Annotated in this window: 24 protein-coding genes; 8 read left to right on the top strand and 16 right to left on the bottom strand. The window is 37.4% G+C overall.

The window, feature by feature from the left end:
- Positions 1–2: 2 nt before the first annotated feature.
- Positions 3–422, bottom strand: a complete 420-nt coding sequence (locus tag BM207_RS13665) for an OsmC family protein (RefSeq protein ID WP_090995244.1) — start codon at positions 420–422, stop codon at positions 3–5.
- A gap of 133 nt (positions 423–555) precedes the next feature.
- Between BM207_RS13665 and BM207_RS13660 the strand changes: the two genes are divergently transcribed.
- Positions 556–948, top strand: coding sequence for a response regulator transcription factor (locus BM207_RS13660; protein WP_090995241.1), 393 nt, complete (start codon positions 556–558; stop codon positions 946–948).
- A gap of 20 nt (positions 949–968) precedes the next feature.
- On the top strand, positions 969–1439 hold the full coding sequence (locus tag BM207_RS13655; protein WP_090995238.1) for a nuclear transport factor 2 family protein: 471 nt from the start codon (positions 969–971) through the stop codon (positions 1437–1439).
- Here BM207_RS13655 and hisS read toward each other — a convergent pair whose 3' ends face one another.
- The 4 genes from hisS to pdhA all read right to left on the bottom strand — a co-directional run bounded on the left by hisS (position 1440) and on the right by pdhA (position 6807).
- The gene (gene hisS / locus BM207_RS13650; RefSeq protein WP_090995235.1) at positions 1440–2819 is read right to left on the bottom strand and encodes a histidine--tRNA ligase; all 1380 of its coding nucleotides are present in this window, start codon (positions 2817–2819) and stop codon (positions 1440–1442) included.
- 86 nt (positions 2820–2905) lie between these two features.
- Complete coding sequence (locus BM207_RS13645; RefSeq protein ID WP_090995232.1) at positions 2906–4075, bottom strand: DUF418 domain-containing protein; 1170 nt, start codon at positions 4073–4075, stop codon at positions 2906–2908.
- Between the two features lie 67 nt (positions 4076–4142).
- Positions 4143–5780, bottom strand: a complete 1638-nt coding sequence (locus BM207_RS13640) for a dihydrolipoamide acetyltransferase family protein (protein WP_090995230.1) — start codon at positions 5778–5780, stop codon at positions 4143–4145.
- Positions 5781–5811: 31 nt separating this feature from the next.
- Positions 5812–6807, bottom strand: coding sequence for a pyruvate dehydrogenase (acetyl-transferring) E1 component subunit alpha (pdhA, locus tag BM207_RS13635; protein ID WP_090995226.1), 996 nt, complete (start codon positions 6805–6807; stop codon positions 5812–5814).
- 429 nt (positions 6808–7236) lie between these two features.
- On the opposite strand from pdhA, the gene BM207_RS13630 reads away from it, so the two are divergent.
- Together BM207_RS13630 and BM207_RS13625 are read left to right on the top strand one after the other, a co-directional pair.
- Positions 7237–7788: a C40 family peptidase gene (locus tag BM207_RS13630; protein WP_090995224.1), complete on the top strand. Its 552-nt coding sequence runs from the start codon at positions 7237–7239 to the stop codon at positions 7786–7788.
- Between the two features lie 73 nt (positions 7789–7861).
- A complete protein-coding gene (locus BM207_RS13625; protein WP_090995222.1) occupies positions 7862–8962 on the top strand; it encodes a CapA family protein in 1101 nt (366 codons plus the stop codon).
- Between the two features lie 293 nt (positions 8963–9255).
- Here BM207_RS13625 and BM207_RS13615 read toward each other — a convergent pair whose 3' ends face one another.
- The 6 genes from BM207_RS13615 to BM207_RS13590 all read right to left on the bottom strand — a co-directional run bounded on the left by BM207_RS13615 (position 9256) and on the right by BM207_RS13590 (position 16714).
- Entirely contained in the window at positions 9256–11484 is a 2229-nt protein-coding gene (locus BM207_RS13615) for a carboxy terminal-processing peptidase (protein WP_090995218.1), read from the bottom strand.
- A gap of 155 nt (positions 11485–11639) precedes the next feature.
- The gene (locus BM207_RS13610) at positions 11640–12275 is read right to left on the bottom strand and encodes a response regulator (RefSeq protein WP_090995215.1); all 636 of its coding nucleotides are present in this window, start codon (positions 12273–12275) and stop codon (positions 11640–11642) included.
- A gap of 9 nt (positions 12276–12284) precedes the next feature.
- Positions 12285–14228, bottom strand: a complete 1944-nt coding sequence (locus BM207_RS13605; protein WP_090995212.1) for a tetratricopeptide repeat-containing sensor histidine kinase — start codon at positions 14226–14228, stop codon at positions 12285–12287.
- Positions 14229–14251: 23 nt separating this feature from the next.
- Positions 14252–14941 (bottom strand): tetratricopeptide repeat protein, encoded by a 690-nt coding sequence (locus tag BM207_RS13600; protein WP_090995714.1) that lies wholly within the window; start codon positions 14939–14941, stop codon positions 14252–14254.
- A gap of 43 nt (positions 14942–14984) precedes the next feature.
- Positions 14985–15830, bottom strand: a complete 846-nt coding sequence (locus BM207_RS13595) for an isoaspartyl peptidase/L-asparaginase (RefSeq protein WP_245768115.1) — start codon at positions 15828–15830, stop codon at positions 14985–14987.
- Positions 15831–15838: 8 nt separating this feature from the next.
- On the bottom strand, positions 15839–16714 hold the full coding sequence (locus tag BM207_RS13590; RefSeq protein ID WP_090995208.1) for a cyanophycinase: 876 nt from the start codon (positions 16712–16714) through the stop codon (positions 15839–15841).
- Between the two features lie 225 nt (positions 16715–16939).
- Here BM207_RS13590 and cphA point away from each other — a divergent pair, with 225 nt between their 5' ends.
- Complete coding sequence (cphA, locus tag BM207_RS13585; protein ID WP_090995206.1) at positions 16940–19570, top strand: cyanophycin synthetase; 2631 nt, start codon at positions 16940–16942, stop codon at positions 19568–19570.
- A 96-nt stretch (positions 19571–19666) separates the two neighbouring features.
- Here cphA and BM207_RS13580 read toward each other — a convergent pair whose 3' ends face one another.
- The gene (locus tag BM207_RS13580; RefSeq protein WP_090995203.1) at positions 19667–20119 is read right to left on the bottom strand and encodes a PA2169 family four-helix-bundle protein; all 453 of its coding nucleotides are present in this window, start codon (positions 20117–20119) and stop codon (positions 19667–19669) included.
- Between the two features lie 107 nt (positions 20120–20226).
- Between BM207_RS13580 and BM207_RS13575 the strand changes: the two genes are divergently transcribed.
- The 3 genes from BM207_RS13575 (at position 20227) to BM207_RS13565 (ending at position 21818) form a co-directional block, all read left to right on the top strand.
- On the top strand, positions 20227–20757 hold the full coding sequence (locus BM207_RS13575) for a GNAT family N-acetyltransferase (protein WP_090995200.1): 531 nt from the start codon (positions 20227–20229) through the stop codon (positions 20755–20757).
- Entirely contained in the window at positions 20741–21307 is a 567-nt protein-coding gene (locus tag BM207_RS13570) for a Crp/Fnr family transcriptional regulator (protein ID WP_090995197.1), read from the top strand. Before BM207_RS13575 ends, BM207_RS13570 begins: the two co-directional genes overlap by 17 nt.
- A 73-nt stretch (positions 21308–21380) precedes the next feature.
- Positions 21381–21818, top strand: coding sequence for a carboxymuconolactone decarboxylase family protein (locus BM207_RS13565; RefSeq protein WP_090995194.1), 438 nt, complete (start codon positions 21381–21383; stop codon positions 21816–21818).
- Between the two features lie 2 nt (positions 21819–21820).
- On the opposite strand, the gene BM207_RS13560 is transcribed toward BM207_RS13565, so the two are convergent.
- The 4 genes from BM207_RS13560 to BM207_RS13545 form a co-directional block, all read right to left on the bottom strand.
- The gene (locus BM207_RS13560) at positions 21821–22384 is read right to left on the bottom strand and encodes a DUF1543 domain-containing protein (protein WP_090995191.1); all 564 of its coding nucleotides are present in this window, start codon (positions 22382–22384) and stop codon (positions 21821–21823) included.
- 7 nt (positions 22385–22391) lie between these two features.
- Positions 22392–22817, bottom strand: coding sequence for a low molecular weight protein-tyrosine-phosphatase (locus BM207_RS13555; RefSeq protein ID WP_317040313.1), 426 nt, complete (start codon positions 22815–22817; stop codon positions 22392–22394).
- Between the two features lie 72 nt (positions 22818–22889).
- Entirely contained in the window at positions 22890–23690 is an 801-nt protein-coding gene (locus BM207_RS13550) for a S1/P1 nuclease (RefSeq protein ID WP_090995185.1), read from the bottom strand.
- 1 nt (position 23691) lies between these two features.
- Positions 23692–24201 carry a fumarate hydratase gene (locus BM207_RS13545; RefSeq protein WP_245768113.1) on the bottom strand — a complete coding sequence of 170 codons (510 nt, stop codon included), beginning with the start codon at positions 24199–24201 and terminating at the stop codon, positions 23692–23694.
- Positions 24202–24209: the final 8 nt, after the last annotated feature.

The following is a 24209-nucleotide window of genomic DNA, read 5'->3' as shown; positions in this document are numbered from 1 at the left end:
ATCTAAGACAATAACTCTGCATCTATGGTTATATCAGCATTTAATAATTTCGAAATCGGGCAGTTAGCTTTAGCGTCAGCCACCAGTTCATCGAATTTCTCTTTCGACAATCCTGAAGCTCTCACCTTTACCTCCAAATGAACATCTGTAATTTCTCCCTTTTCAGGATTTAAATTCACAGTAGCTTTCGTATGGATTTCTTCTGGAGTAATATTTTCAGCGGAAATGTTAAAGCTTAATTTCATAGAAAAACATCCGCTATGCGCAGCGGCGACAAGCTCTTCAGGATTTGTTCCAACACCTTCTTCAAATCGGCTCTTAAACGAATATTGTGTATTACTTAATGTACCGCTTTGAGTAGATAAAGTTCCTTTACCATCTTTTCCTGTGCCAGTCCAAATGGCTGTTGCATTTCTTTTCATATATTATATTTTTATTTATTATTATTGTTTTCTAAATGATTTATGGAAATAAAATTAACTTTTATTTATTAGAAATTAAAGTCTATTAATTATCATGGCATTAAATATATTTGTATCTCTAAATCCATAAACCTTGACGAAGCAAGTTAAACGCTATAAAAACATTCTTGTAATTGAAGATAACCACGCCATTTTGGATGTAATTACTTTAATTCTACAAAGCGAGGCCTATAAAGTGGCGGGACTAAATAGAAGCGAAGATATGATGCAACATATAGATGCTTTTAAACCCGACCTGATGATTTTAGACATCATGTTACCGGATGCTGATGGCCGTGAATTACTATCACAAATTCGAACTAACCAGGCAACAACTAATATTCCAGTATTAATGATCTCAGCTAAATATACTGCCGAAAATATCCAGCATGGTGATCATAAGCCGAATGGCTTTTTAGCTAAGCCTTTCGACATTGATGATCTTTTGGACAAAATTGAAGGAATCCTAGCTGGAAAAACATATTAATTAAATAGCAAGATTTTTCTATGAGCACTAATGAGCAGTTAATTAATCATTTCTATACTTGCTTTAAAAATAGAGACTTTAAAGGCATGCAAGAATGTTACGCAGATAATGCCATATTTAACGATGCAATATTTAAAAATTTAAATGCTGATGAGGTTAAGGCTATGTGGGAAATGCTTATTGTTAAAGGCAAAGACATGTCCTTAGCATATCAGATAATTTCTGCTGTCGATAACAAAGTTAGCGCGCATTGGGATGCCCATTACACCTTCTCAGCGACAGGCAAAAAAGTTGTCAACCGCATAGATGCTACTTTCGAAATAGCAGACGGAAAGATTGTTAAACATACAGACGATTTTAGCTTTTTTACCTGGTCAAGACAAGCATTAGGATTGCCTGGAATATTATTGGGCTGGACTAGCTTTTTAAACAAGAAAATTTCTACTCAGGCAAGGAGAAATCTTGAAAGTTTCATGCAACATAAACATTAGTTAGGAAATTAATTTACCAATAATCTCGTCAACCGTCAACTGTTCTTGTACGCCCGTATGCATATCTTTTAAAGTTAAAAAGCCAGTTTTCATTTCCTCTTCGCCAATTAAAATTACATAGGGAATATTTTTAGCATCGGCGTAACTCATTTGTTTTTTAAGTTTCGCAGCAGTGGGATATAGTTCGGAGCTAATACTTACGGTTCTTAATTTTTGTAACAATGGCAAAGCATATTTTTCGGCAACAGTATCGAAATTACTGATCAATACTTTCGTTCCTTGAGCAGCAGAAGCTGGAAAAAGATCTAGTTCCTCTAATACATCGTAAATGCGATCTGCTCCAAAAGAAATTCCAACGCCTGTTAAATCTTTAAGGCCAAACATCCCAGTTAAGTCATCATACCTACCTCCACCTCCAATACTTCCCATTGCTACCTCATTAGTTTTAACTTCAAATATACAGCCTGTATAATAATTTAATCCACGAGCTAAGGTAATATCTATTTGAAGGTTGAGGGTTGAAGGTTGGGGGTTAAGAGCTTTCAAGTACTCAAATACCGTTTCTATTTCTTCAATTCCCTTTACACCAACAACCGACGAAGCTAAAACAGCTTTCAAACTCTCCAACTTCTCATCATTTGAACCTTGTAGTAAGATTACAGGTTCTAACTTTTCAATATCTGCACTGCTGAAACCTCTTTCTAATAATTCCTTAGTAACCCCTTCGAAACCTATTTTGTCCAGTTTGTCGATTGCCACCGTCATATCAACAATTAATTCGGGTTTGCCTATAATTTCTGCTATACCAGTTAAGATCTTACGATTATTGATTTTAATATCAAAATCTTTCAATCCCAAGTTGCTCAATGCCTCTTGATATATCAGTACAAACTCAGCCTCATTTAACAATGAACTTGACCCTACAACATCAGCATCACATTGATAAAACTCTCTATACCTGCCCTTTTGAGGGCGATCGGCACGCCATACTGGCTGCACCTGAAAACGCTTGAATGGAAAAGAAATCTCGCTTTGGTGCATTACCACATACCGCGCAAAAGGAACGGTTAAATCGTAGCGAAGTGCTTTTTCAGAAATTTTAGGCGTTATAAGTTGTGAGTTACGCGTTGCGAGGAAACTTTCATCCACTTTGCCGAGAAAATCCCCACTATTTAATATCTTAAAGATTAACTTATCGCCCTCATCTCCGTATTTACCTGTTAAGGTGCCTAAGTTCTCCATACTTGGAGTTTGTATTTCGGCATAGCCATATTTCCGGAATACTGTTTTGATTGTATCGAAAATATAATTTCTCTTCACCATTTCTTGTGGTGAAAAATCTCTCGTTCCTTTTGGCAAACTCGGCTTGGTAATAGACATGGCGCAAAAGTACAAAAAAAGCTGAAAGCTTAAAGGACAAAGCCTAAAGACAATTTAAAGTGTGGCGGCTCTAAATGCTTTAAGATTTAGTCTTTTAGCCTCGTCAAAGGCAAACTTTTCCTATAGCTCAACTGTCGCCATACCCACTCTACCGGACCATAGTTATACTTCGAAAGCCACCACCTACTAAAATAGACCTGAATGGTATAAACAAGAATCGCCAGTAGCAAATAGAACCAAATTGGTTTTGTATTCCAAAACCCAAGTCCAAAGCCAGAAAAGACAAGCAAACCAATTAAATTTTGCGTCATATAATTCGTTAAGGTCATTTTGCCGAAAACGGCTAAACTTGCAAAAAAAGATTTCAATTTACCAGAAATATATAGCCAGCATATGCCGCTTCCAATGGTTAACATAGTTGCAAAAATAAGCCAATAACGCATTCGATAATAGGTTAAAAAAGCCCACCCTAATTTCTGTGTGACCATAAAAAACGCAGTTAAGAAAACGGTTACACTTAAACTAATCCAAAAAACCCTTTTAACTTGCTTTATTTTAGTAGAAAAATCGTCGAAGAAATTAATCTTATACAGCGTGAAACCCCACAGAAAGCAAATAAACATCGCCACATGCACAGCATACAAATAAGGCTTACTCATCATTTGCGCAAAATAGGTCCCCTTCAATCCGAACCAAAATACATCAATTAAATTATTACTGTGATATAGTGGAAATTGCTTTTCCATTTGGATCCAGCCGGTGTCTTTTAATGAGCCCACATATCCCACAATTGCAGGGAGGGCAACAAGCAAAACAATACTCAATCTAAAAGTTGTTTTTGCCGAACTTTTATAAAAGCATAGCATTAGAAAACCCAGCACGGCATAATCTTTTAAAATATCGCCAAAAAACAGCGCACTATTAATAACAGCCAGCACCAAAAGCCAAAACATTCGGCCAGCAAAAAACCCATAGGGATTATGGCCCTTACCTTTAACATTATTCATCAGCACCGCAAAACCATACCCAAATAATACACTCAGCAAGGTCCACGATTTAGCTGCGAACACGATACTAATAATATACATTGCGATGTTTGTGAAAGCGTCTGGTTTAAATGTTTCCCAGTTTCTACCTAACGTAAAAAAGTCATAATAGTTCATCAGTACTACACCCAAAAGCGCCCAGCCTCTTAAAATGTCGACAATAACGGTACGTTGATTAGGCTGAATAGGCTGATAGCGTTTGTTATCCATTAATAAAGATAACAAAAAAGCCCCCAACTAATGTGGAGGCTTTATTATAAATTTTTCTAAAAGTATCTTACGCCAATAACCTGATCGGCTCTTCAAGTAATCCCTTTAAGGTTTGTAAGAATTGCGCTCCAGTTGAACCATCAACTACCCGGTGATCACAACCTAAAGTTAACTTCATCACATTCCCTGGAACCACGGCACCATTCTTAACTACAGGTATTGCCTGAATAGCTCCTACGGATAAAATAGCCCCATCAGGAGAGTTAATGATTGAAGTAAATTCGTCTATACCAAACATCCCTAAATTAGATACAGTGAAAGTACTTCCTTCCCAGTCTGATGGCTGTAATTTTTTAGCTTTTGCTTTCTGACCGAAATCTTTAACTTCAGCAGAAATGTGCGATAGTGATTTGCCATCTGCAAAACGAACAACTGGTACTAATAAGCCATCTTCAACAGCCATAGCTACGCCAATATTTGTATGCTCATTGAAACGGATTTTGTCTCCTCCCCATGATGAGTTTACAGCCGGGTGTTTTTTCAATGCAACAGCAACCGCTTTAATTACAATATCGTTGAAAGAAACTTTTACTGGAGCAACCGCATTAATTGCTGTACGAGCAAGCATTGCATTATCCATGTCAACACTTATCGTTAAGTAGAAATGAGGGGCAGTGAACAAACTTTCGGCTAAACGCTTTGCAATAACTTTACGCATTTGCGAAACCGGTGCTTCTGTAAATTTAACCTCACCTACATAAGTAGGGATTACCGGAGCAGCAGCTGCAACAACTTTTCCACTTTCAGCCTGAGGAGCAGCTGATGGTTTAAAGTTCTCGATATCTTTTTTGATTATCCGTCCACCTTCTGCGCTACCCGCAACTTGTGATAAATCAATGCCTTTCTCTTTTGCTATTTTCTTAGCTAACGGGGATGCAATGATACGGCCTCCGTTTGAATTAGAAACTACTTGAGCTTTTTCTTCCTCTTTTGGTGCTTCAGCTTTCGCCGCGGGCTCTTCGCTGTCAGCTTTAGGTTTTGAACTTTCGGCTTTTGGCTCAGTGCCGCCAGCTAAAATCCCAGAAATATCAGTTCCTTCGGGACCAACGATGGCAATAATACCATTTACTTTGGCCGCCTCCCCTTTGTTCACGCCAACATGTAATAAAGTTCCTGTTGCGTAACCCATTACTTCCATCGTTGCCTTATCGGTTTCTACATCAGCTAAGATATCATCATCCTTAACTTTGTCTCCAACTTTTTTATGCCATTCCGCAATAACACCTTCAGTCATGGTATCACTCAACAAAGGCATGCGAATTACGGTTACGCCTTTTTTAGCGAGTTCTTCTTCACTTAAACCTCCGCCTTCAGCAGGTGCTTCACCTTTGGGTTGTTCGCTTTCAGCTTTAGGCTCCTTACTTCCGGTCCCAGCTTCAGCCTCTAAGGCGGCTTTATAATCTTCGCCTTCCTTACCGATTACGGCAATAACAGCGTCAACGGGAACTGCCTTACCTTCTTCAACTCCGATAAATAAAAGCGTTCCATCCCAATACGACTCCAAATCCATGGTGGCTTTATCAGTTTCTACCTCAGCCAAAACATCGCCACTCTTAACTTTATCGCCCACTTTCTTATGCCACTTCGCCATTACCCCTTCGGTCATGGTGTCGCTCATTTTGGGCATTTTTACTATATCAGCCATTTATATATTTCTATTGAATTGCGTTCTAAAATTAATCTTTGTTGTAAGCATAATCTTCCTGTACATAGACATCCTTATAAAGCTCAGATACATCCGGCCATGGAGATTCTTCGGCAAATTTTACTGATTCATCAACAATCCCTTTTACTTTCTCTTCAATTTCAGCAATCCATTTATCATCCGCATATTTCTCTTTCAAAATTACTTCCCGAACTTGCTCAATAGGATCTTTTGCTTTATACTCTTCTAGCTCATCTTTGGTACGATACTTAGCCGGATCGGACATTGAATGACCACGGTAACGGTAAGTTCTCATCTCTAAGAATGTTGGCCCTTCTCCATTGCGCGCACGTTGAATAGCTTCATCCATTGCATTATGAACTGCAACCGGATCCATTCCATCTACCGGGGCACAAGGCATATCAAAACCCAAACCGATTTTATAAATATCAGTCATATTAGTTGTACGCTCTACCGAAGTACCCATTGCATAACCGTTGTTTTCGCAAACAAAAATTACGGGCAACTTCCATAACATGGCCATATTAAATGATTCGTTTAGGGCGCCTTGACGAACAGCTCCATCACCCATATAACAAATGTTTACATTTTTGGTGCCTTTATATTTTTCTGCAAATGCAATACCAGCACCTAAAGGCATCTGACCGCCTACAATTCCATGTCCACCATAAAAGTTATGCTCTTTGCTAAAAATGTGCATCGATCCACCTTTTCCTTTTGAACAGCCCGTAATCTTACCATACATCTCGGCCATAATACTATTAGCACTCATACCCAAAGCTAATCCATGCGCATGATCTCTGTATGAAGTAATCATCGAATCTTCAGGACCCATTGCAGAAATTGCTCCTGCTACTACGGCCTCCTGACCTATATATAAGTGGCAAAATCCACGGATTTTCTGTTGTCCGTATAATTGTCCAGTCTTCTCTTCGAACTTGCGCATCAGCAACATCGACTCAAACCATTTCAAATAGGTATCCTTATTTATTTCTACTGCACTCATGTTGAGGTATTGATTTTTATTTACGAGAGCAAATCTAATTTTTTTTATTGTATTTTATGCTACGTTTCAAACGAAAATCGTGAAAAGCTATCGTTAAAATTACGATAACTGCTTTATCGCTCCATCCCTTTCATGATGCGATACTTAAACGTTTTTAACGGACACAATGCCCCTTATTCACAATCAACAAATAAGATTTCACCAACAAAGATAGCTTTCGAATTAAATTTTGCTAGGTGTAAAGAATACACACTATTATTTAATTACCTTAAACTTAAGATTCTAGAGAATTCTTGGTAAGCTTATAGAACACGAATAAAAATATTTGGATAACACTTTCTAAAGTCCTACTTTTGTTTTCCTTACAATAAGCCCGCAGTGGTGTACGTTTAAGTGTAAGTATTTTTAACCCAAACTTAACAGTATAACATGAATAAAAAGTTTTTGTTTTCGACTCTCATCGCATTATGTTGTTTTACTACCGCATTCGCACAAAATAAAACTAAACAAGACAGCAAATTAGAAGATCCTGACAACTTAGCATCACAGTATTTTTCTCAAGTAATGGGTGTAGCAGTAAACGCAACCTCTAACTTAAAATTATACAAGTTTATTTACGAGTGGATTGGAACGCCATATAGTTTTGGCGGAAATACAAAAAAAGGAATAGATTGTTCAGCTTTTGCAAAGACCATTTACGATAAAGTATTTAATACCACAATTTTACGTAACTCCCGAGATATTTTCAGCATGACTGATCCTTTGTCGAAAGACGAGTTAAAAGAGGGTGATTTAGTTTTCTTCAAAATCAAAAGTCGTAGCATTTCTCATGTAGGAGTTTATTTAGGCGATAGTCGGTTTGCCCATTCAAGCTCTGGCGGAGTTAAAATAAGTAATTTAAATGAACCTTATTATAGTCGTTACTTCTATAAAGGCGGTAGAATTCTTGAAGGAACAAAGACAGAGTTTGTTGAGGAATAAAGGTAGTTTGCAGTTATATTATCAAAAACATACAATCCTTTTCGTTTAAGCGGAGAGGATTTTTTTATGAAATATGAATAGATTCTTAGCTTTTTTATCACTGGTCATCCTCGGCGCTTATATTTCTATAGGCTGCCAGCATAAAACTATTCCGGTAGTTCAGGAAACACCAGCTATCGATACAATAAAAAAGACCAAAGATACGATTCACATCACAGCGGTTGGCGATATCATGCTTGGGTCTGGGTTTCCCAGCAAATTAAATCTACCTCCAGATGATGCGATAGGTAGTTTTGCTGCAGTTGATTCTCTATTAAAAGGGGATATCATATTCGGAAATTTAGAGGGCTGTTTCTTAAACTCCGGGAACTCAAACAAGTGTAAGGGACTTAACCCTGCTAGCTGTTATGCTTTTAGAATGCCGGATCGTTATGCAGGAATTTTAAAAAAAGCTGGGTTTAATTTACTGAGTGTCGCCAATAATCATGTCGGGGATTTTGATGCTAGAGGAAGGAGGAATACTGCAAAAATCCTGGACTCTTTGCAAATTCATTATGCCGGGCAATTAGATAAGCCCTTTTCCATTTTTGAAAAAGACAATATAAAGTATGCGTTCTGTGCTTTTGCTCCTAATGAAAATACCCTTTCGATTAACAATATAGATAGCGCCAAAATGCTGGTGGCTGCCCTAAAAAACCAAGCAGATATCGTAATTGTTTCTTTTCACGGAGGAGCTGAGGGAGCTAATTTTGAACACGTGACCAAGAAAACTGAGATGTTTTACAAAGAAAATAGAGGAAATGTATATGCTTTTTCCCATGCAGTGATAGATGCAGGTGCCGATGTGGTATTAGGTCACGGCCCGCATGTAACGCGCGCAATAGAGGTTTACAAGCAAAAATTTATTGCTTATAGTTTAGGTAATTTTTGCACCTATGGAATGTTTAGTTTAAAAGGGCCAAATGGTTTCGCACCACTATTAAAACTAAACATTAATTCCCAAGGGGACTTTATATCGGCCAACATAATTTCTGTTAAGCAAGATAAAAGCAAAGGTCTATTATTAGACCCGACCCAGGCAGCCTATAAAAGAATGAAGTATTTAACTGATGTCGACTTTAAAGGCCACAATCTTATTTTTTCAGAAGAAGGAGAAATAACGTCGGCTAATTAGTAGCTAAACAGTTAAGCTTCATCTTTCGTATTCCTTACTAAACTAATCCCGGAAACAAAAAAGATCACGCCAATTACTCCCATTACAATAAGTTCACGGCTCTGGATAGTATGATTTACAAATCCTACACCAGCATAAATTAACCCTATTATCCCTAATATTGTTAAAACAGTCCCAAAAATACGTTTTACATTCATTTTCTTATGTTCTATTTAATCGAGCGATCAAACTAATAACAATGTGAAAGTCCGTTTGTTTGGAAGACTGCTTATAGATTTGGCTATACCAATAAGTTATTTATTAATAACTGGGTTTATATTATTAGTCAATTTTTGATCAATTCCCGACAGTTTCATAAAATCAACCATCACCTTTAAACTCTCATCTTGTACAAAATCAAAGGCTTCTTCTTTAGTTGGTTTATCGCCCTTTTTAAGAAGAGGCAACCCCTTAGCTTCCCTCAACTGATTTGTTCTTGCCAATACTTTGGCTTCCAATAAATCTCTTTCCGCTTTAAGTTTGGCCTCATTTAAGGTAACCGTCGTCTCATTATCACGTTTCTTACCTTCGGCTATGTCTTCTACTAATACTTTATAGTTGACAGATTTTGCCATGCGCTGTTCGTGTAATTTTAACAAATCGGCTTTTATAGCAGATAGATCCGCAACACTAGTGTAATTAGATGGTTTTACAACGTCAAATGGCAATGCAGAGGGCTCAGTATCTTCTCCAATTTTATCCATTGGGTAAACAGAAGGGAAATTAATGTCTGGAATAACACCTTTATGTTGAGTACTACTACCGTTAACACGGTAAAATTTACCCATAGTTAAATTGACTTGTCCAAATTGTATAATTCCGTCCTTATCTACCACTGGTGCTGCTACACCCGCAGTATTACCACTAGAAACAGGAGTCGTCTTAACTTTAGGTTTTAATGCCGCCGAAATTTCTTGTAGAAATGACTGTTTAAAAAGCCTGTTCATATCAATTGATGATTGTACGGTACCTTTACCATAGGTTTGCGTACCCATCACAATTCCCCTACCATAATCTTGAATTGCACCTGCAAAAATCTCGGATGCCGATGCACTTAACCGATCTACAATTACACCAAGAGGGCCATTCCATACGACCCCAGGGTTCTTATCTTCGTTAACATCCACCGCACTTCTTAGATCTTTCACTTGCACAACTGGACCTTTATCTATAAACAACCCTGTTAAATCAATTGCTTCTACCAATGAACCTCCTCCATTGGCACGTAAATCCATCACAATAGCATCTACTTTATCAATACTTTTTAAACTATCGATCAATAATCTTACATCTCGTGTCGTACTCTTATAGTTAGGATCTCCAGCATTAGCTGCCTTAAAATCTGCATAAAAAGCAGGTACATCAATGATACCTATTTTAAAAGGTTTACCGTCAGATTGGATAGTTTTAACGCTTTTTTTAGCAGATTGATCTGCTAAAATTACTTTCTCCCTAACCAAGGTAATAACAACTGGCTTAGCAGACAATTCCTGACCAACCGGAATAACCTTTAGCCGTACAGTTGTGCCTTTAGGCCCTTTAATTTTAGAAACTGCATTATCTATTCGCCAGCCAACGATATCCACAAACTCCCCATCAACACCTTGTGCTACTGCAACAATTCGATCTCCTGCATTTAATAGTTTACTTTTAAATGCAGGTCCTCCAGGAACGATAGACATTACTTTGGTAACCTCATTATCCAATTGCAAAGTAGCACCAATACCTTCTATCGATCTTGACATTTCTTGATTAAAAACCTCTGCATTTCTAGGATTGAAATAATTCGTATGGGGATCAATAGCCTCAGTGAAGGAATCCATTACAATTTGAAAAACATCCTGATTATTGAATTTAGCCGCTTGAGATTTTAAGTTTTCATAGCGTTTAGTTAAGGTTTCCACGTTCTTAGCCGGGTCTGCTCCTGCAATTTTCAAATTAACCAATTCGTATTTAACTCTCTTCTTCCAAACCTCATCTAATGCAGATGTGCTCGAAATCCATGGCATTTTTTCACGATCATATACATAGGTATCATTTTGAGTAAAATCATACTTATTTCCTATCTGCGCAATAGAGTAGTTAATTCGCTCATTGTATCTTTTTAAATAGACATTAAATATATAAAACGGGCCACTTAAATCACCAATTCTAAATGCATCATCTAATGTGGTTCTATATTTTTCGAACTCTTTAATATCTGAAGCCAAAAAATAATACTTCGATGGATCTAAGGCTTTGATATATCTATCCAATACAATAGACGAAATTGAATCATTTATTTTAATTTTCTTGTAATTATAATTCTCAATTAACCCTACAAGTTCTTTACACACCAAGCTTTGCTGCTCATCTGGTTTAATATTCTGCACACCATCAACCATTTTCTGCACCTCAGGCGCAGCACTGCAAGCAAGTGCAGCGGCTGTAAAGGTTACCATTAATACTCTTCTTAACATCTCTTTGAATAATTTAAAATCCATTTCTTATATTTCCCGCATCCAATATGATACCAATTTTTTAAATAAACAAAAAAGATACAACTTTTCACTGTATCTTTTTTGTAAACTTATCTTATTTCGTTAATTAACCTGAAGCGCTATTTGTTCTTAAACGCAAATAACATTAATCCTATTGTCTAAATAATCTTATGCTCGTAAGCGTACTTCACTAAACCTACTATACTTTGTGTGCCAGTTTTCCTAAAAATGTTTTTACGATGAGTTTCTACTGTGCGCTCACTAATAAACAACAAGTCTGCCATTTGCCTATTACTATATTCACTTTCTATAAGTCGAATAATTTCGATCTCTCTATTAGTTAAGTGAAAACTTTCCTCACTGCTACTAAAATTTTTCATTAACTCACGGGTTACTTCCTCTCCAAAAAAAGACTGGCCGTTAGCCAATTTACCAAGGGCTTCGACTAATTCCTCCTTACCTGTATTCTTCAAAATATAGCCTGAAACCCCCGCATCGATCATTTCTTTAATAACCTGAATTTCTCCAAACATCGACAAAGCCAGAATCTTTATCTTCGGAAATCTCTTTTTCACAGCCCTAGTTAATTCTACTCCTGTCATGTCAGGCATATTAATATCGGTAAGCAATACATCTACCTTTAACTGATCCAGCATATCAATCACTTCCTTTGGCTGGTTACTAAAACCCACAATCTCATATTGCGCCTCATTATAGAGCAATGAGCGAAGGCCGTCAACAACTAACTGATGATCGTCAACGATAAATAAGTTTGTTTTGAGAGCAATTTCCATTCCCCTAATTTACAAAGGAATATAGATAGCTACAAGCGTTCCCGCACCTTGTTGGGAAGAAAAATCTACCTGACCTTTAAGATACTCAACTCTACTACGAATATTTTTCAGTCCAATTCCATCAAACTTATCTGCCAATGTGGCATCAAACCCTAATCCATTATCTTCTATAGTTGCATTAATCCCCTCTTCGTCTCGTATTAGCTGTATATCCAAAGTGTTAGCATTAGCATGTTTGATTACATTATTTACCGATTCCTGAATAATACGATACAACACAGTTTCCACATTTTGATCAAGCCGCTGCTGTAATCCAACCGTTTCGAGATTTATCTTAAGTTTTCTAGCGTCAATTTTATTGATAAAATCTCTAACGGCCGTTGCTAGACCGGATTTTAGTAGCACGTTTGGTGCCATTTGATGAGAAATAGCTCTCACCTCCCGGCAACTTTCGTCGACTAGATTTAAAGTCTTTTGAAAGGTGGTTTTATCTACATCGTTTTTAAATTCAAGTTCATTAGACAAAGCGGAGAGATTCATTTTAACGGCCGAAAAAAGCTGTCCCAATCCGTCATGCAAATCTGCTGAAATACGTTTTCGCTCATTTTCTTCTGCATAAAGGATTGATTTTGTAGCAAGATCCTGCTGTTTGATAATTTCTTTTTGCAGATTGGCCCTTTGTTTGATCTTCAAGTTTTTAAAGACTAAAAAACCTAAAGCAATTGTTAGCAACAATGCGCCGAGAGAAACACCTAAAGAAACATTTCGCTTAAAGAGTATGAGTTTTTGAATTTCATTTTCCTTGTTCAGCATAATAATTTGCTGTGCCTTTTTTTCAGTCTCATAAGCAATTTGCAATTCATTTATCTTATTCGTGGCTTCCTTGCTATAAATACTGTCTTTTAATTCAACGCTTCCCTTATAAGATTTTAGCGCATTTGCATAATCCTGCTTTTGTTCAAACAGAGCCCCTAATAAATCATAAGCCTCTCTCAGGTAGTCCTTAGCCCCTTGCGCTTTAAAAATAGCAATGCTCTTATCAATATATTTTTCTCCGGCAACATAATCATTAAGTTGCGTGTAAGTTGCCCCGATATTTTTATAGCAGCTTGCAATCCCCAGTTGATCGTTCATAGCAATTCTAAAGTCTAAGGAGATCTTAAAGTACTTCATCGCCTCCTCGTATTTGCCCAGCTTTTCATAAACCTGTCCAATGTTATTATTAACAGTTGCTAAATCACTTTGCATGTTCAACGACTTTAAATACCGCTCTGCAATAAGTGCTTGTTTTAATGCATTTTGGTAGTCGGCTTTGTGATAGTAATATTTGAACATTCCCCCATAGGCAATTGCCAAAGTAGACATCGAATTTGTCTTTCTAGCGATAGAGATAGCACGCTGATAACTTTCTTTGGCAGCAGCAAATTTTTGATAAATCAGATAAACATTCCCGATATTATTTAATACAACTGCCTGCTTCGCCTCGTCGTTTTCTTCCTCATAAATTTTTAGGGAACGATGCATATAATTCAATGCATCTTTATAATTACCCAATTGCTTATAGATTATAGAAATATTTGAGATCGAGCCTGCAGCTTGTGCCTTTAATCCTAAATTTTCTCTTAAAGCGTAAGACTTTAAATGGAATGATAATGCATCCTTTAACTTATTAACACGCATATAGGTGTTACCGATATCACTATAGGCCAATGCAATCGAAGTAGAATCGTTAAGCCTCTCGGCCAGTTGAAGTTCAGATTTCCCAAAGAACAAGGCTTTGTCAAAGTCAATTGATCCATAACTCCAACATAAATCGCCTAAAATCTTCAATCTTAACCTGTCATCTTTGGTATCTTCTGCAACTTGAGTTAGACTGTCTAACGTTTTCTGATTCTGAGATTTAGCTTGAAAATGGAGGGAAATAAATAAAATAAGAGCGGGTAAATATTTCATCTAAAGAGCTACAAATATTTTAACTAACGAGTCGTTTTTTTGCCTGCTTGTTTTTCGGAGATGATAGTTTTAGCTATTTTAATTTGATTGTTAAACTGATTAAGTTTATGATACTTTGCCAATGCTTCTGCTTTGCTAATGTCTTTAATCGCTAGGTGATAATCTCTTTTTTTAATTTTAACGGTAGCAATTCCTAAGACAGACTCAATATAGGCCGCGTTATTTTTTAATTGTTGTGCTAAAATCCCCTGCTGGGTATAAAACCAAAGGGATTGGGTAAGCTTATTTGAACCGAAATAAATTTTGCCCAATTGATGATAGGCCGCCATTTGGCCAGCTTTATTTCCGAGACGGGAGTATGTTTTTAAAGCAACATTTAAAACTACTTGCTCAGCTTCGCTATAATGTGAAAGGAGTAGATGGACATTGCCTATTCTAAGCAAAGACGCAGCATATTGTGGTAGTTTCTTGTTGCTATTATATTCAAATGCGGCTTTTCCAAACAAAGTCAGCGCTTCACTTAGGTCACCTTTTCGCTCATTTCTTTCCGCATCAGAAAAAAAAATATCCGCTTCAGATTCATTCACATCCAGCACAGCTACGTTAATTGCAGGTCCGTATGGAGAAGGATCTTGAGGGCCAGAATTACTGGATTGTGCAAGCGCATTTGAAGTAATCCAAAGGCACACGAGCGCTAAACAGATTCTATTCATGATGAAATTATTGGTTTTAACTTTTATAAAGATACGAATAATTTTAGTTAAACACCTGTAAATTAACATCAAAAGATGCCCAAACCATAGTTGGGTGGGAATCGCAATGGTAAATTTCTCCTGTTGACGCAATTCCTATAACCCCAGCAAAACCATCAAAAGCCTTTAATTCTACAAATGATTTATCACATGCAGCTTGTAAAGAAAGGCCATCCGTCACTCTCGTTACTATTTTCGCAGCTAGAGCCCCATTTACAATGTCTTCGCCAACCCCCGTGCATGATATCCCTGCATATTCATTCGCGAAGTTGCCAGCAACAGTAGCCGAATCACTTACCCTGCACGGGATTTCAAAACCCTTACCACCGGTAGAAGTTGCCGCAGCAATGTTTCCTGCTGCATCTAAGGCTACGCAGCCAACGGTTCCTTTTCTATCGTTTTGATTAAGTTTTGCCTCATATTCAAGTTTCCTTTGGGCAGTAATCGGATTAAAATACTCAAAGCCATTCTTTCTTGCAAAGTTCAATGCCCCTTCTCCACTCAGCACCCGATCATTGTATTGTGCTAACAAATTCGCTACTTGAATAGGGTGTTGCACATCTTCCAAATTGATTACACCACTAAATTTTTGAGAACTACCATCCATCAAGGAAGCGCTTAATCGAACCTTACCATCGCTTTGAATGTGAGAACCTAACCCGGCATTAAACAACCTATCATCTTCTAACAAAGAAACCGCAAACACAACTGTTTCCACGGCAGTATGGCTTTGTAGGAATTGATGAGTTTGGGCTACAATTCTTGCTAAGGAATCTTGTTTTGCTTTTTTTGTTTCAGGGTCTAAGCTTGACTCTCCAATAAATCCTCCGTGAATGATAACTTTCATCATTACAATACTTAAGAATCCGTAGGAATTACCCTCGGATGATGAATAACTAATTGATGATTGTCCAAGTCGTACATATCCCCGTCACACATCACGTGCACAATCATATTTTTTATTGAAACTGGTTGACCCATTTCAACATCTGTTAAATTTGTGTCAGCCATGCTCTTCCCATCTACCAAAATCACCATTCCAGAGCCAATTGCCTCCATGGTATTTCCATGAATATACAGCCCTGTATCTTCTCCTAATCCAATTCCCAGAATTCCCGGATTACTCGCAGCAGCGTACAATAATCTGCCAATCCTCCCTCTTTGAATAAAATGGGTGTCTACAATTACATCGTCAATAAAACCTAGACCACCTGTTATTTTAACTTCCCCTTTAAGCAAAGCGTCTTTACTGCTTCCCTGATAGATCATATTTTTAGAACTTGCTGCTGCACCAGCCGATGTGCCGGCAATTACAACTTCCGTGTTTTGATATTTATCGAGCAAAATCCTATGAATTTCTGTACCACCAAAAATGGAGGTCAACCTCAATTGATCTCCTCCAGTAAAAATAATCACATCAGCAGCCTTAATCCGTTCTGCATGCGCAGGATTATTAGCCTCCTCTCTACTTCCAATGTTCAAAACCCCCACGTCATGCACATCCAATTGGGCAAATGCCTTAATATACTCTTCTCCTACTTTTTCAGGAATTAATGAAGCGGTAGTCATAATCTCGAAGCGAGATTCGTTTTCCTTAATAGATTCAGTCGTTATTCTTTTTAAAATACCACGCTCAAAAAAGTTCATGTTTTGCGGTAACCCGAATTGTGTTTCGGCAAAACTTCCCGTATTTATTGCACCGCCTATTATAATTAATTTACCTTTTGGAGCCATTCTACTTGTTTACATATTCCCAATCGTGCCAAATATATAGGCAATAGCCTAATAATTATTAATATTTTTATCAATATTATAGTTTTAATTAACATTTAACCTATTAGCTATTTCCAAAATCGAGGATAAAAAATTCAAAAAAAATTTATACTTTAATCCATTCTTTGGGGCTCAACTCCTCAACTGAGTATAACGCTCCATAACTGCCATTTAAACAATACGACAATGAAGATATTAGGGATACAGGTGTTAAGGGGACCAAACATTTGGTCTATTAACCGGAAAAAATTAATCCAAATGCGCTTAGATCTCGAAGATTTAGAGCAACGACCAACTAATTCTATAGCAGGATTTAGGGAAAGGATTGAGAAATTAATTCCAAGCTTACATAGCCACCGTTGTTCAAAAGGTGCACCAGGAGGCTTTTTATCACGAGTGGAAGAAGGAACTTGGATGGGACACGTGATAGAACATATTGCTTTAGAGATTCAAACATTGGCGGGGATGGACACCGGGTTTGGTAGAACTAGGCAAACTAAAACGGAAGGCATTTACAATGTAGTTTTTAGTTACTTAGAAGAAAAAGCTGGTGTTTTTGCCGCCGAAGCAGCTGTTAGCATAGCGGAAGCGCTGATTAACGATAAGGAATATGATTTAGAACACGATATTCAGCGAATGCGTGAACTAAGAGAAACAGAGCGTCTTGGACCAAGCACTGGTTCCATTGTGGATGAAGCTATTTCCAGAGATATTCCTTGGATTAGGTTAAACAAAAGCTCTTTGGTGCAATTAGGTTACGGCAAAAATCAAGTACGTTTTAGAGCTACTATGACTGAAAGGACAAGCAGCATAGCGGTTGATATTGCGGGCAATAAAGATGAAACTAAAAGATTATTGAATGACGCAGCGATTCCAGTAGCAAAAGGAGTAACGGCATCCTCACTTGAGGATGTTTATGACGCGATTAAGAGAGTTGGATTTCCCTTGGTATTTAAACCATTGGATGGAAATCACGGAAAAGGCGCCACGATTAATGTAAAAAATGAGGAAGAAGCCATTGCTGCTTTCCATTATGCGAAAGAATATTCTAGAAGGATTATTGTAGAAAGCTTTATAACCGGCCACGATTTTAGAGTACTGGTTATCGATCATAAAATGGTTGCTGCAGCTTTGCGGGTTCCCGCACACATTAAAGGGGACGGAAAAAATACCGTACAACAATTAATTGATCAAGAAAATGAAGATCCACGCCGAGGTTATGGACACGAAAATGTGCTAACAGAGATTACGGTCGACCGCGACACCCTCGATTTATTAGATAAGAAAGGGTATACCTTAGAAACAGTTGTACCAAAAGGAGAACTGGTTTATTTGAAATCGACTGCCAACTTAAGTACAGGGGGAACCTCAATTGATGTCACGGATCAGATCCATCCGCAAAATGTCTTTAATTGTGAGCGTATCTCCAGAATTGTTGGCTTGGATATTTGCGGCATAGATATTATGGCCGAAAATTTAACCGAACCCCTAACCGAAAATGGAGGCGTAATTTTAGAAGTAAATGCTGCCCCAGGCTTTAGGATGCATTTAGCACCAAGCGAAGGTTTGCCAAGAAATGTCGCTGCGCCGGTGATAGACATGCTTTATCCACCAGGAAAATCTGCCCGTATTCCAATTATCGCCGTTACTGGCACTAATGGTAAAACTACGACTACGCGTTTAATCGCCCATATTGTGAAAAATAATGGTAGCAGAGTAGGCTTCACCACTTCCGATGGGATCTACGTACAAAACACCATGCTAATGAAAGGGGATACAACCGGACCTTTCAGTGCTGAGTTCATCTTAAAAGAGCCTACAGTTGAAATTGCTGTTTTAGAAACCGCAAGAGGGGGTATTTTAAGAGCTGGATTAGGATTCAATAAATGTGATATAGGCGTTGTTACAAATATTCAAGAAGATCATCTTGGCATATCAGATATTCATAACCTCGAGGATTTAACCCGAGTGAAGGCTGTGGTAATTGGAGCGGTGAAACGAAGTGGTTGGGCGGTCTTAAACGCCGACAACTCTTATTGCTTGAAAATTGCACAGAGTGCTGATTGTAATATTGCATATTTTAGCATGGATGAGAAAAATCCGGCAATAAAAGAACACTGTAAAAACGGTGGAATCGCTGCGATTTATGAGAATGGTTATGTGACTATTAAAAAAGGCGATTGGAAAATCAGAGTTGAAAAGGCAACCCATATTCCTATCACCTTCAATGGTTCTGTAGACTTTATGATCCAAAATGTTTTAGCAGCTACTTTAACAACCTTCTTATGGGGATATAAAACCGAAGATATCCGCATGTCTTTAGAAACCTTTATTCCATCGGCTGCACAAACTCCGGGCAGGATGAATGTTTTTAAATTTAAAGATTTTCAGATATTGGTCGACTTTGCACATAATCCTGACGGATTCAATGGGATTAAGGCCTACCTGCAAAGCATCGAAGCCACAGAGCATATTGGAGTAATTTCAGGCACAGGTGATCGTAGGGATGAAGATATAATTGAGACAGCACGGATAGCTGCGCACATGTTTGATAAAGTAATTATTTGCCAAGAGAAATACCTGCGGGGCCGCAAGCAAGAAGATTTAATTGATTTACTAATAACTGGTTTAAAAGAAGTTAAACCCGATATACCAATCGAGATTAATAACAGTGGTGATGAGGTAATGAAAAAGATAGTCAAAACAGCTATACCGGGCTCTTTTATTACGATTTTAAGTGACACTATTGACAATGCCATTCATAAAGTAACTTACTATTTAGATAAAGAATTAGATAAGGAGTTGGACAAAAAGTAAATCGTCATTGCGAGGTAGATAAATCGTCATTGCGAGGTACGAAGCAATCTCAATTAGATTGCTTCGTACCTCGCAATGACGAGTAAGATTAAAGTTCTATAGAGAATCTCTCAAAGCTTTGATTTCATCATGCGACACGCGTAATTCTGCTTTCTGCGCTGTAATAAGGTCTTTTAAATTTGCAGATAAATCATCTTCCTCCAACGCCATTTTATATGCTTTTTGTGCTGCGTCTTCTCCAAATTCACAGTTACTTAAAACGGTTTTACGATCGTGGCCTGAAAAAACAGCTTTTACATCCATCCACGCCCGGTAAATTTTACCCGAATTAGTGGTCCCAGTTTCAACATCTTCGCCAAGCGCCTGAACTTCAGTGGCTAATGCCATTTTGTGTCTGTGACTTTCACGAATCATTCTCACAAAAAGATCCTTTAAGTCACTATCCTCAACACTCAACTCTTCAATTGCTTTCTCATATCCTACAACTCTATCATTGTTAATCTGAATGAGGTCGTTTAAAACCTCCGCATTTACTGTTCTAGTTTCCATATTATTATCGTTTTGATGTATGTAAACAACATACTAGCAAAAGAAAGGTTTATTTTTATTTAGCACGTTTAGGAATATAAATATATTTGATAGCAGATTTAAAGCTAATGGCAACAACTTTACCCACATTAAAAACTCCTACACTATTGTTAAGACCCTTTCTCGATGATGACATTGAGTTAGTGTTCCAGGGATTATCCAATCCTCAGGTTATTCATTACTATGGCGTCCATTACAAAAGCTTAGCCGAAACTAAGGCACAAATGCGGTGGTTTAAAGAGCTGGAAGCTAATGGCACTGGAGCATGGTGGGCTATATTTGATGCAGAAGGAGAAGTATTTTATGGGGGCATCGGACTCAACAACCTAAGTAAAGTGCATAAAAAAGCAGAGATCGGTTTTTGGCTTCTTCCCAGTTTTTGGGGGAGAGGAATTGTACTAGAAGCTGCAAATTTGGTTTGCAAGTATGGATTCAACCACGCTTGTCTTCATCGGATTGAAGCTTTCGTAGAATCAGCAAACGAAAACTGCAAAAATTTAATGAATAAGTTAGATTTTAAGCATGAAGGAACCATGCAAGAATGTGAGATAAAAAATGAAAAATATATAAGCCTGGAGATTTATGCAAAAATTTATTGATCATATTAAAAGATACGTTGTGCTTAACGAAACAGAAACCCAATTTCTAATAAGCAAGGTAAATGTATTAACTGTTAAGAAGAAAGAATTTCTTCTTCAAGAGGGTAATGTGTGCAAGGCTAATTATTTTGTAGAAGAAGGTTTGTTAAGGATGTTTTTTATCAATGAAAAAGGAGTTGAACAGATCACTCAATTTGCTTTAGAAAATTGGTGGCTTTCAGATTACATGAGTTTTACAAAGCAGTTAAACGCCCAGTTTTGCATTCAAGCAGTGGAGCAATCAGAAGTCATCGCGATACCCTATTATATCCAGGACGAATTATTTGAAAAATTGCCACAACTCGAAAAATATTTTAGAATGGTAATGCAAAGAGCTTATGCAGCTTCTCAGATGAGATTTAAATACTTCTATGATTATTCGAAAGAAGAGAATTACCGCCAGTTTGTGTCGCTGTTCCCAGAGTTTGTACAACGAATACCGCAATACATGTTGGCCTCATACTTGGGTTTAACACCTGAATATCTGAGCGAGCTAAGAAAGAAAAATTAGTATTTCTTAAACTAGCTTAAGATTTCTTTAAGATGGACCCTTTAACTTTGTCCTGTCATTAAAAACAAAACATATGGACAAAAGAATTAATATTGAGCACGTTGAACCTAATGGCTATAAAGCTATGTTGGGTTTAGAAAATTTTTTAGCAACCAGTAATCTCAGCAAAACACATAAGGAGCTAATCAAAATTAGAGCGTCGCAAATAAACGGCTGTGCCTTTTGCATTAACATGCACACTAAAGATGCCCGCAAAAATGGAGAAACTGAGCAGCGTATTTATTTACTAAATGCTTGGCGAGAAACTGAATTATATACCGAAGAAGAGCGTGTTATCTTAGCAATCACCGAAGAAGTGACCTTGATTGCAAATGCCGGATTAAGGAACGAAACCTATCATAAAGCTAAAGCATTATTCGACGATCATTATATTGCTCAAATTATCATGATGGTAGTGACGATCAATGCATGGAACCGGATCGCTATTGCCACACAACTACAGCCTGTTTAGGACTATCTTAATTTTGAAATGGGTATGTATCCCAATATCAGCTCATCTTCCAGCAAATCGCTTCCTGAAGAAAATTTCAAAGTGTATTTACTTTTAGTTTGAGCTGATAAAATGTCTTTTATTTCGAAGATATCGTCAACATCAACCCCAAATTTATCATCAATATGGGAGGTGGCTCCTTTAAAACCCGTATGTTTATAAAAAGCAGTTTCTTTAGCTTCCTTTATAGCAAGCGCTTTCTGATTTGCGACAACGAGCATTTTATAATGTAGTTCTTCAAATTCCCCTTGCTTATACCCGCCTAAATTCAAAAAAAACAGGCTCGTAGTATCTTCCTTCACTTCTTCCCCTTTTACAACTACTTCAACTTTATAATCTCCAACTTTATTCACAATTCTATAAGCATCAACATGGATTTTATCCTTTGCCTCCGGCCAAAAAGCCAGCATTTCAGGTAGCAAATCTTTAATTGATGTTCCAATCCCGAAAAAAATATCATGTTGCTCAATATTTCTTCCTTTAGGGGTAGCACCCAATAAAACCATAAATAGTTGTGGTGATCGCATAATTTGGTTAATTGGTTAACTGTTTAATCAATCGCTTACATCTAGCTTCAATTTCTTGGAACACATGTTCAAATAGGTGATCATGATGATAAGGGTCAATCACCTCACCATAATCAGCCAAGAAATAACTTACCTTATTTTTATGTGCCTCAGTTTTTGCGAGCTTAGTTACTTCTTTATAATTATTTTTATCCATCACAAAAATGTGATCGTAATCATCAAACAAACTTGCTGTAAAATGCCTGCCACGTTGGGCTGAAATATCATAACCAAAATTTTTCGCCACTTCGACACTTCTCTTATCAGGAGCCTTTCCAACATGCCATGCGCCAGTTCCGGCTGATGCAATCTCCCAGTCTAAATGCTGTTCCTTAACTAAATGGCGCATGATGCCCTCTGCCAAAGGCGAACGACAAATATTACCCATGCACACTATTAAAATTTTCAAAACCTATTTTGCTTCAAATTGATAAACAACTTCATAATTATTGCTAGTACGAAACCCTTAGATATAAATGTCGTTTAAAATTTTCGCTAAACGTACACCACCTTTTAATAACTGCTGATTAACTGTGTCAATCCAATCGAAATTATATCGGTAACTTAATTTATCATCACTTTTTATGCCAGTTGCATAAATTTTATTGCAAATCTCATATGATTCAAATACACACTCTTTCAAGCTTGCCTTCTGCCAGGTTGTAAATTCGGCTTTTGAAGGATGATTAATCGCTTTGGTATATTCCGTATAGCTTAATTGCTGGAAATTGATCAGGCTCTCATCCCACACCCGGTGCAGATTAGATTTTTCGCCGAACCAAGTAACGAATACCTTGTTGCCCCCTAAATCTTCTTTCCTAGCTGTATGCATTGGCTGATGTAAATCACCTACCAAATGAATCACCATTCTTAAAGCCAATTTTTTCTGTTCGGCTGTGCTCTTTTGGTTTTTTAGTACTGTGATCATTTCATTGAGCTTATTGTAAATATTAGGCCCCGATTCACTTTCTAAAAAACTAAATACAGCTGGCTTCGTTAAATCTGCCGGAAGGTTAACATAATGCCAATTACTCAAGTAATTGTAACTCGTATCCGATTTGATGAAATCAGCCCAATTTGCAGCCATTGCCAAGCTTTCTGTACCTAATAGCTGTTGAATAGCCTTACGCGTTTTTGCATTGATATAATGGTCGGCCACCTCACCAACAATCCTGTGTCCGAGTACTCCCCAAGCTCCGCTCGTAAAGGGCAGATACATGAGCATAAGAACAATTGTAATTTTCTTTAAAACCAATGATTTCTTCATGTTATAATTGTTTAGGCACGCATTTTATTTGCTCTTTGAGCGCCATTACAACTTCCTTATGGTCGTTTATCCCTACTAAGACTAAACTAGTTGCAGTGGCTGATTTAATTTTAAAATTATTTAGGTATTGTCCGTTTCGATAACAGCCAGATACTTTTTGTTTATAATTTGCTTTGGTAAATGTTCCTTTAAGAAATAAGGTGTCTCCCTTAACAACATAGGTTCCTTTAGCATATTCATTCCAAACGCCGTTATTAAAACAGGTTTCTTCGTAATAATTAACTTTCGAATGAGTGGTTAAATCAACATAAAATGAATCACAGCTGAACTTAAACTTATGAGCAGTATAACTTAAGAGTTGAGCTGCATTTGCCACACTATCCTGATTCCATATCCCTTGCAACGACGCTTCGCCTTCACCCTGAACATTTGGCAACCTGATGCAAGCGGTTAAAAAAACCGAAAGAGTAAGAGCTAAAGCTAAAAGCCGGGTTCCTTTGTAAAAAATCATTATCAGGC

Origin of the sequence: Pedobacter insulae (genome assembly GCF_900113525.1) — a bacterium.
Taxonomy (GTDB): Bacteria; Bacteroidota; Bacteroidia; order Sphingobacteriales; family Sphingobacteriaceae; genus Pedobacter; species Pedobacter insulae.
Note: the sequence above shows the minus strand (reverse complement) of the source record. Positions and strands in the feature narration are given on the sequence as shown.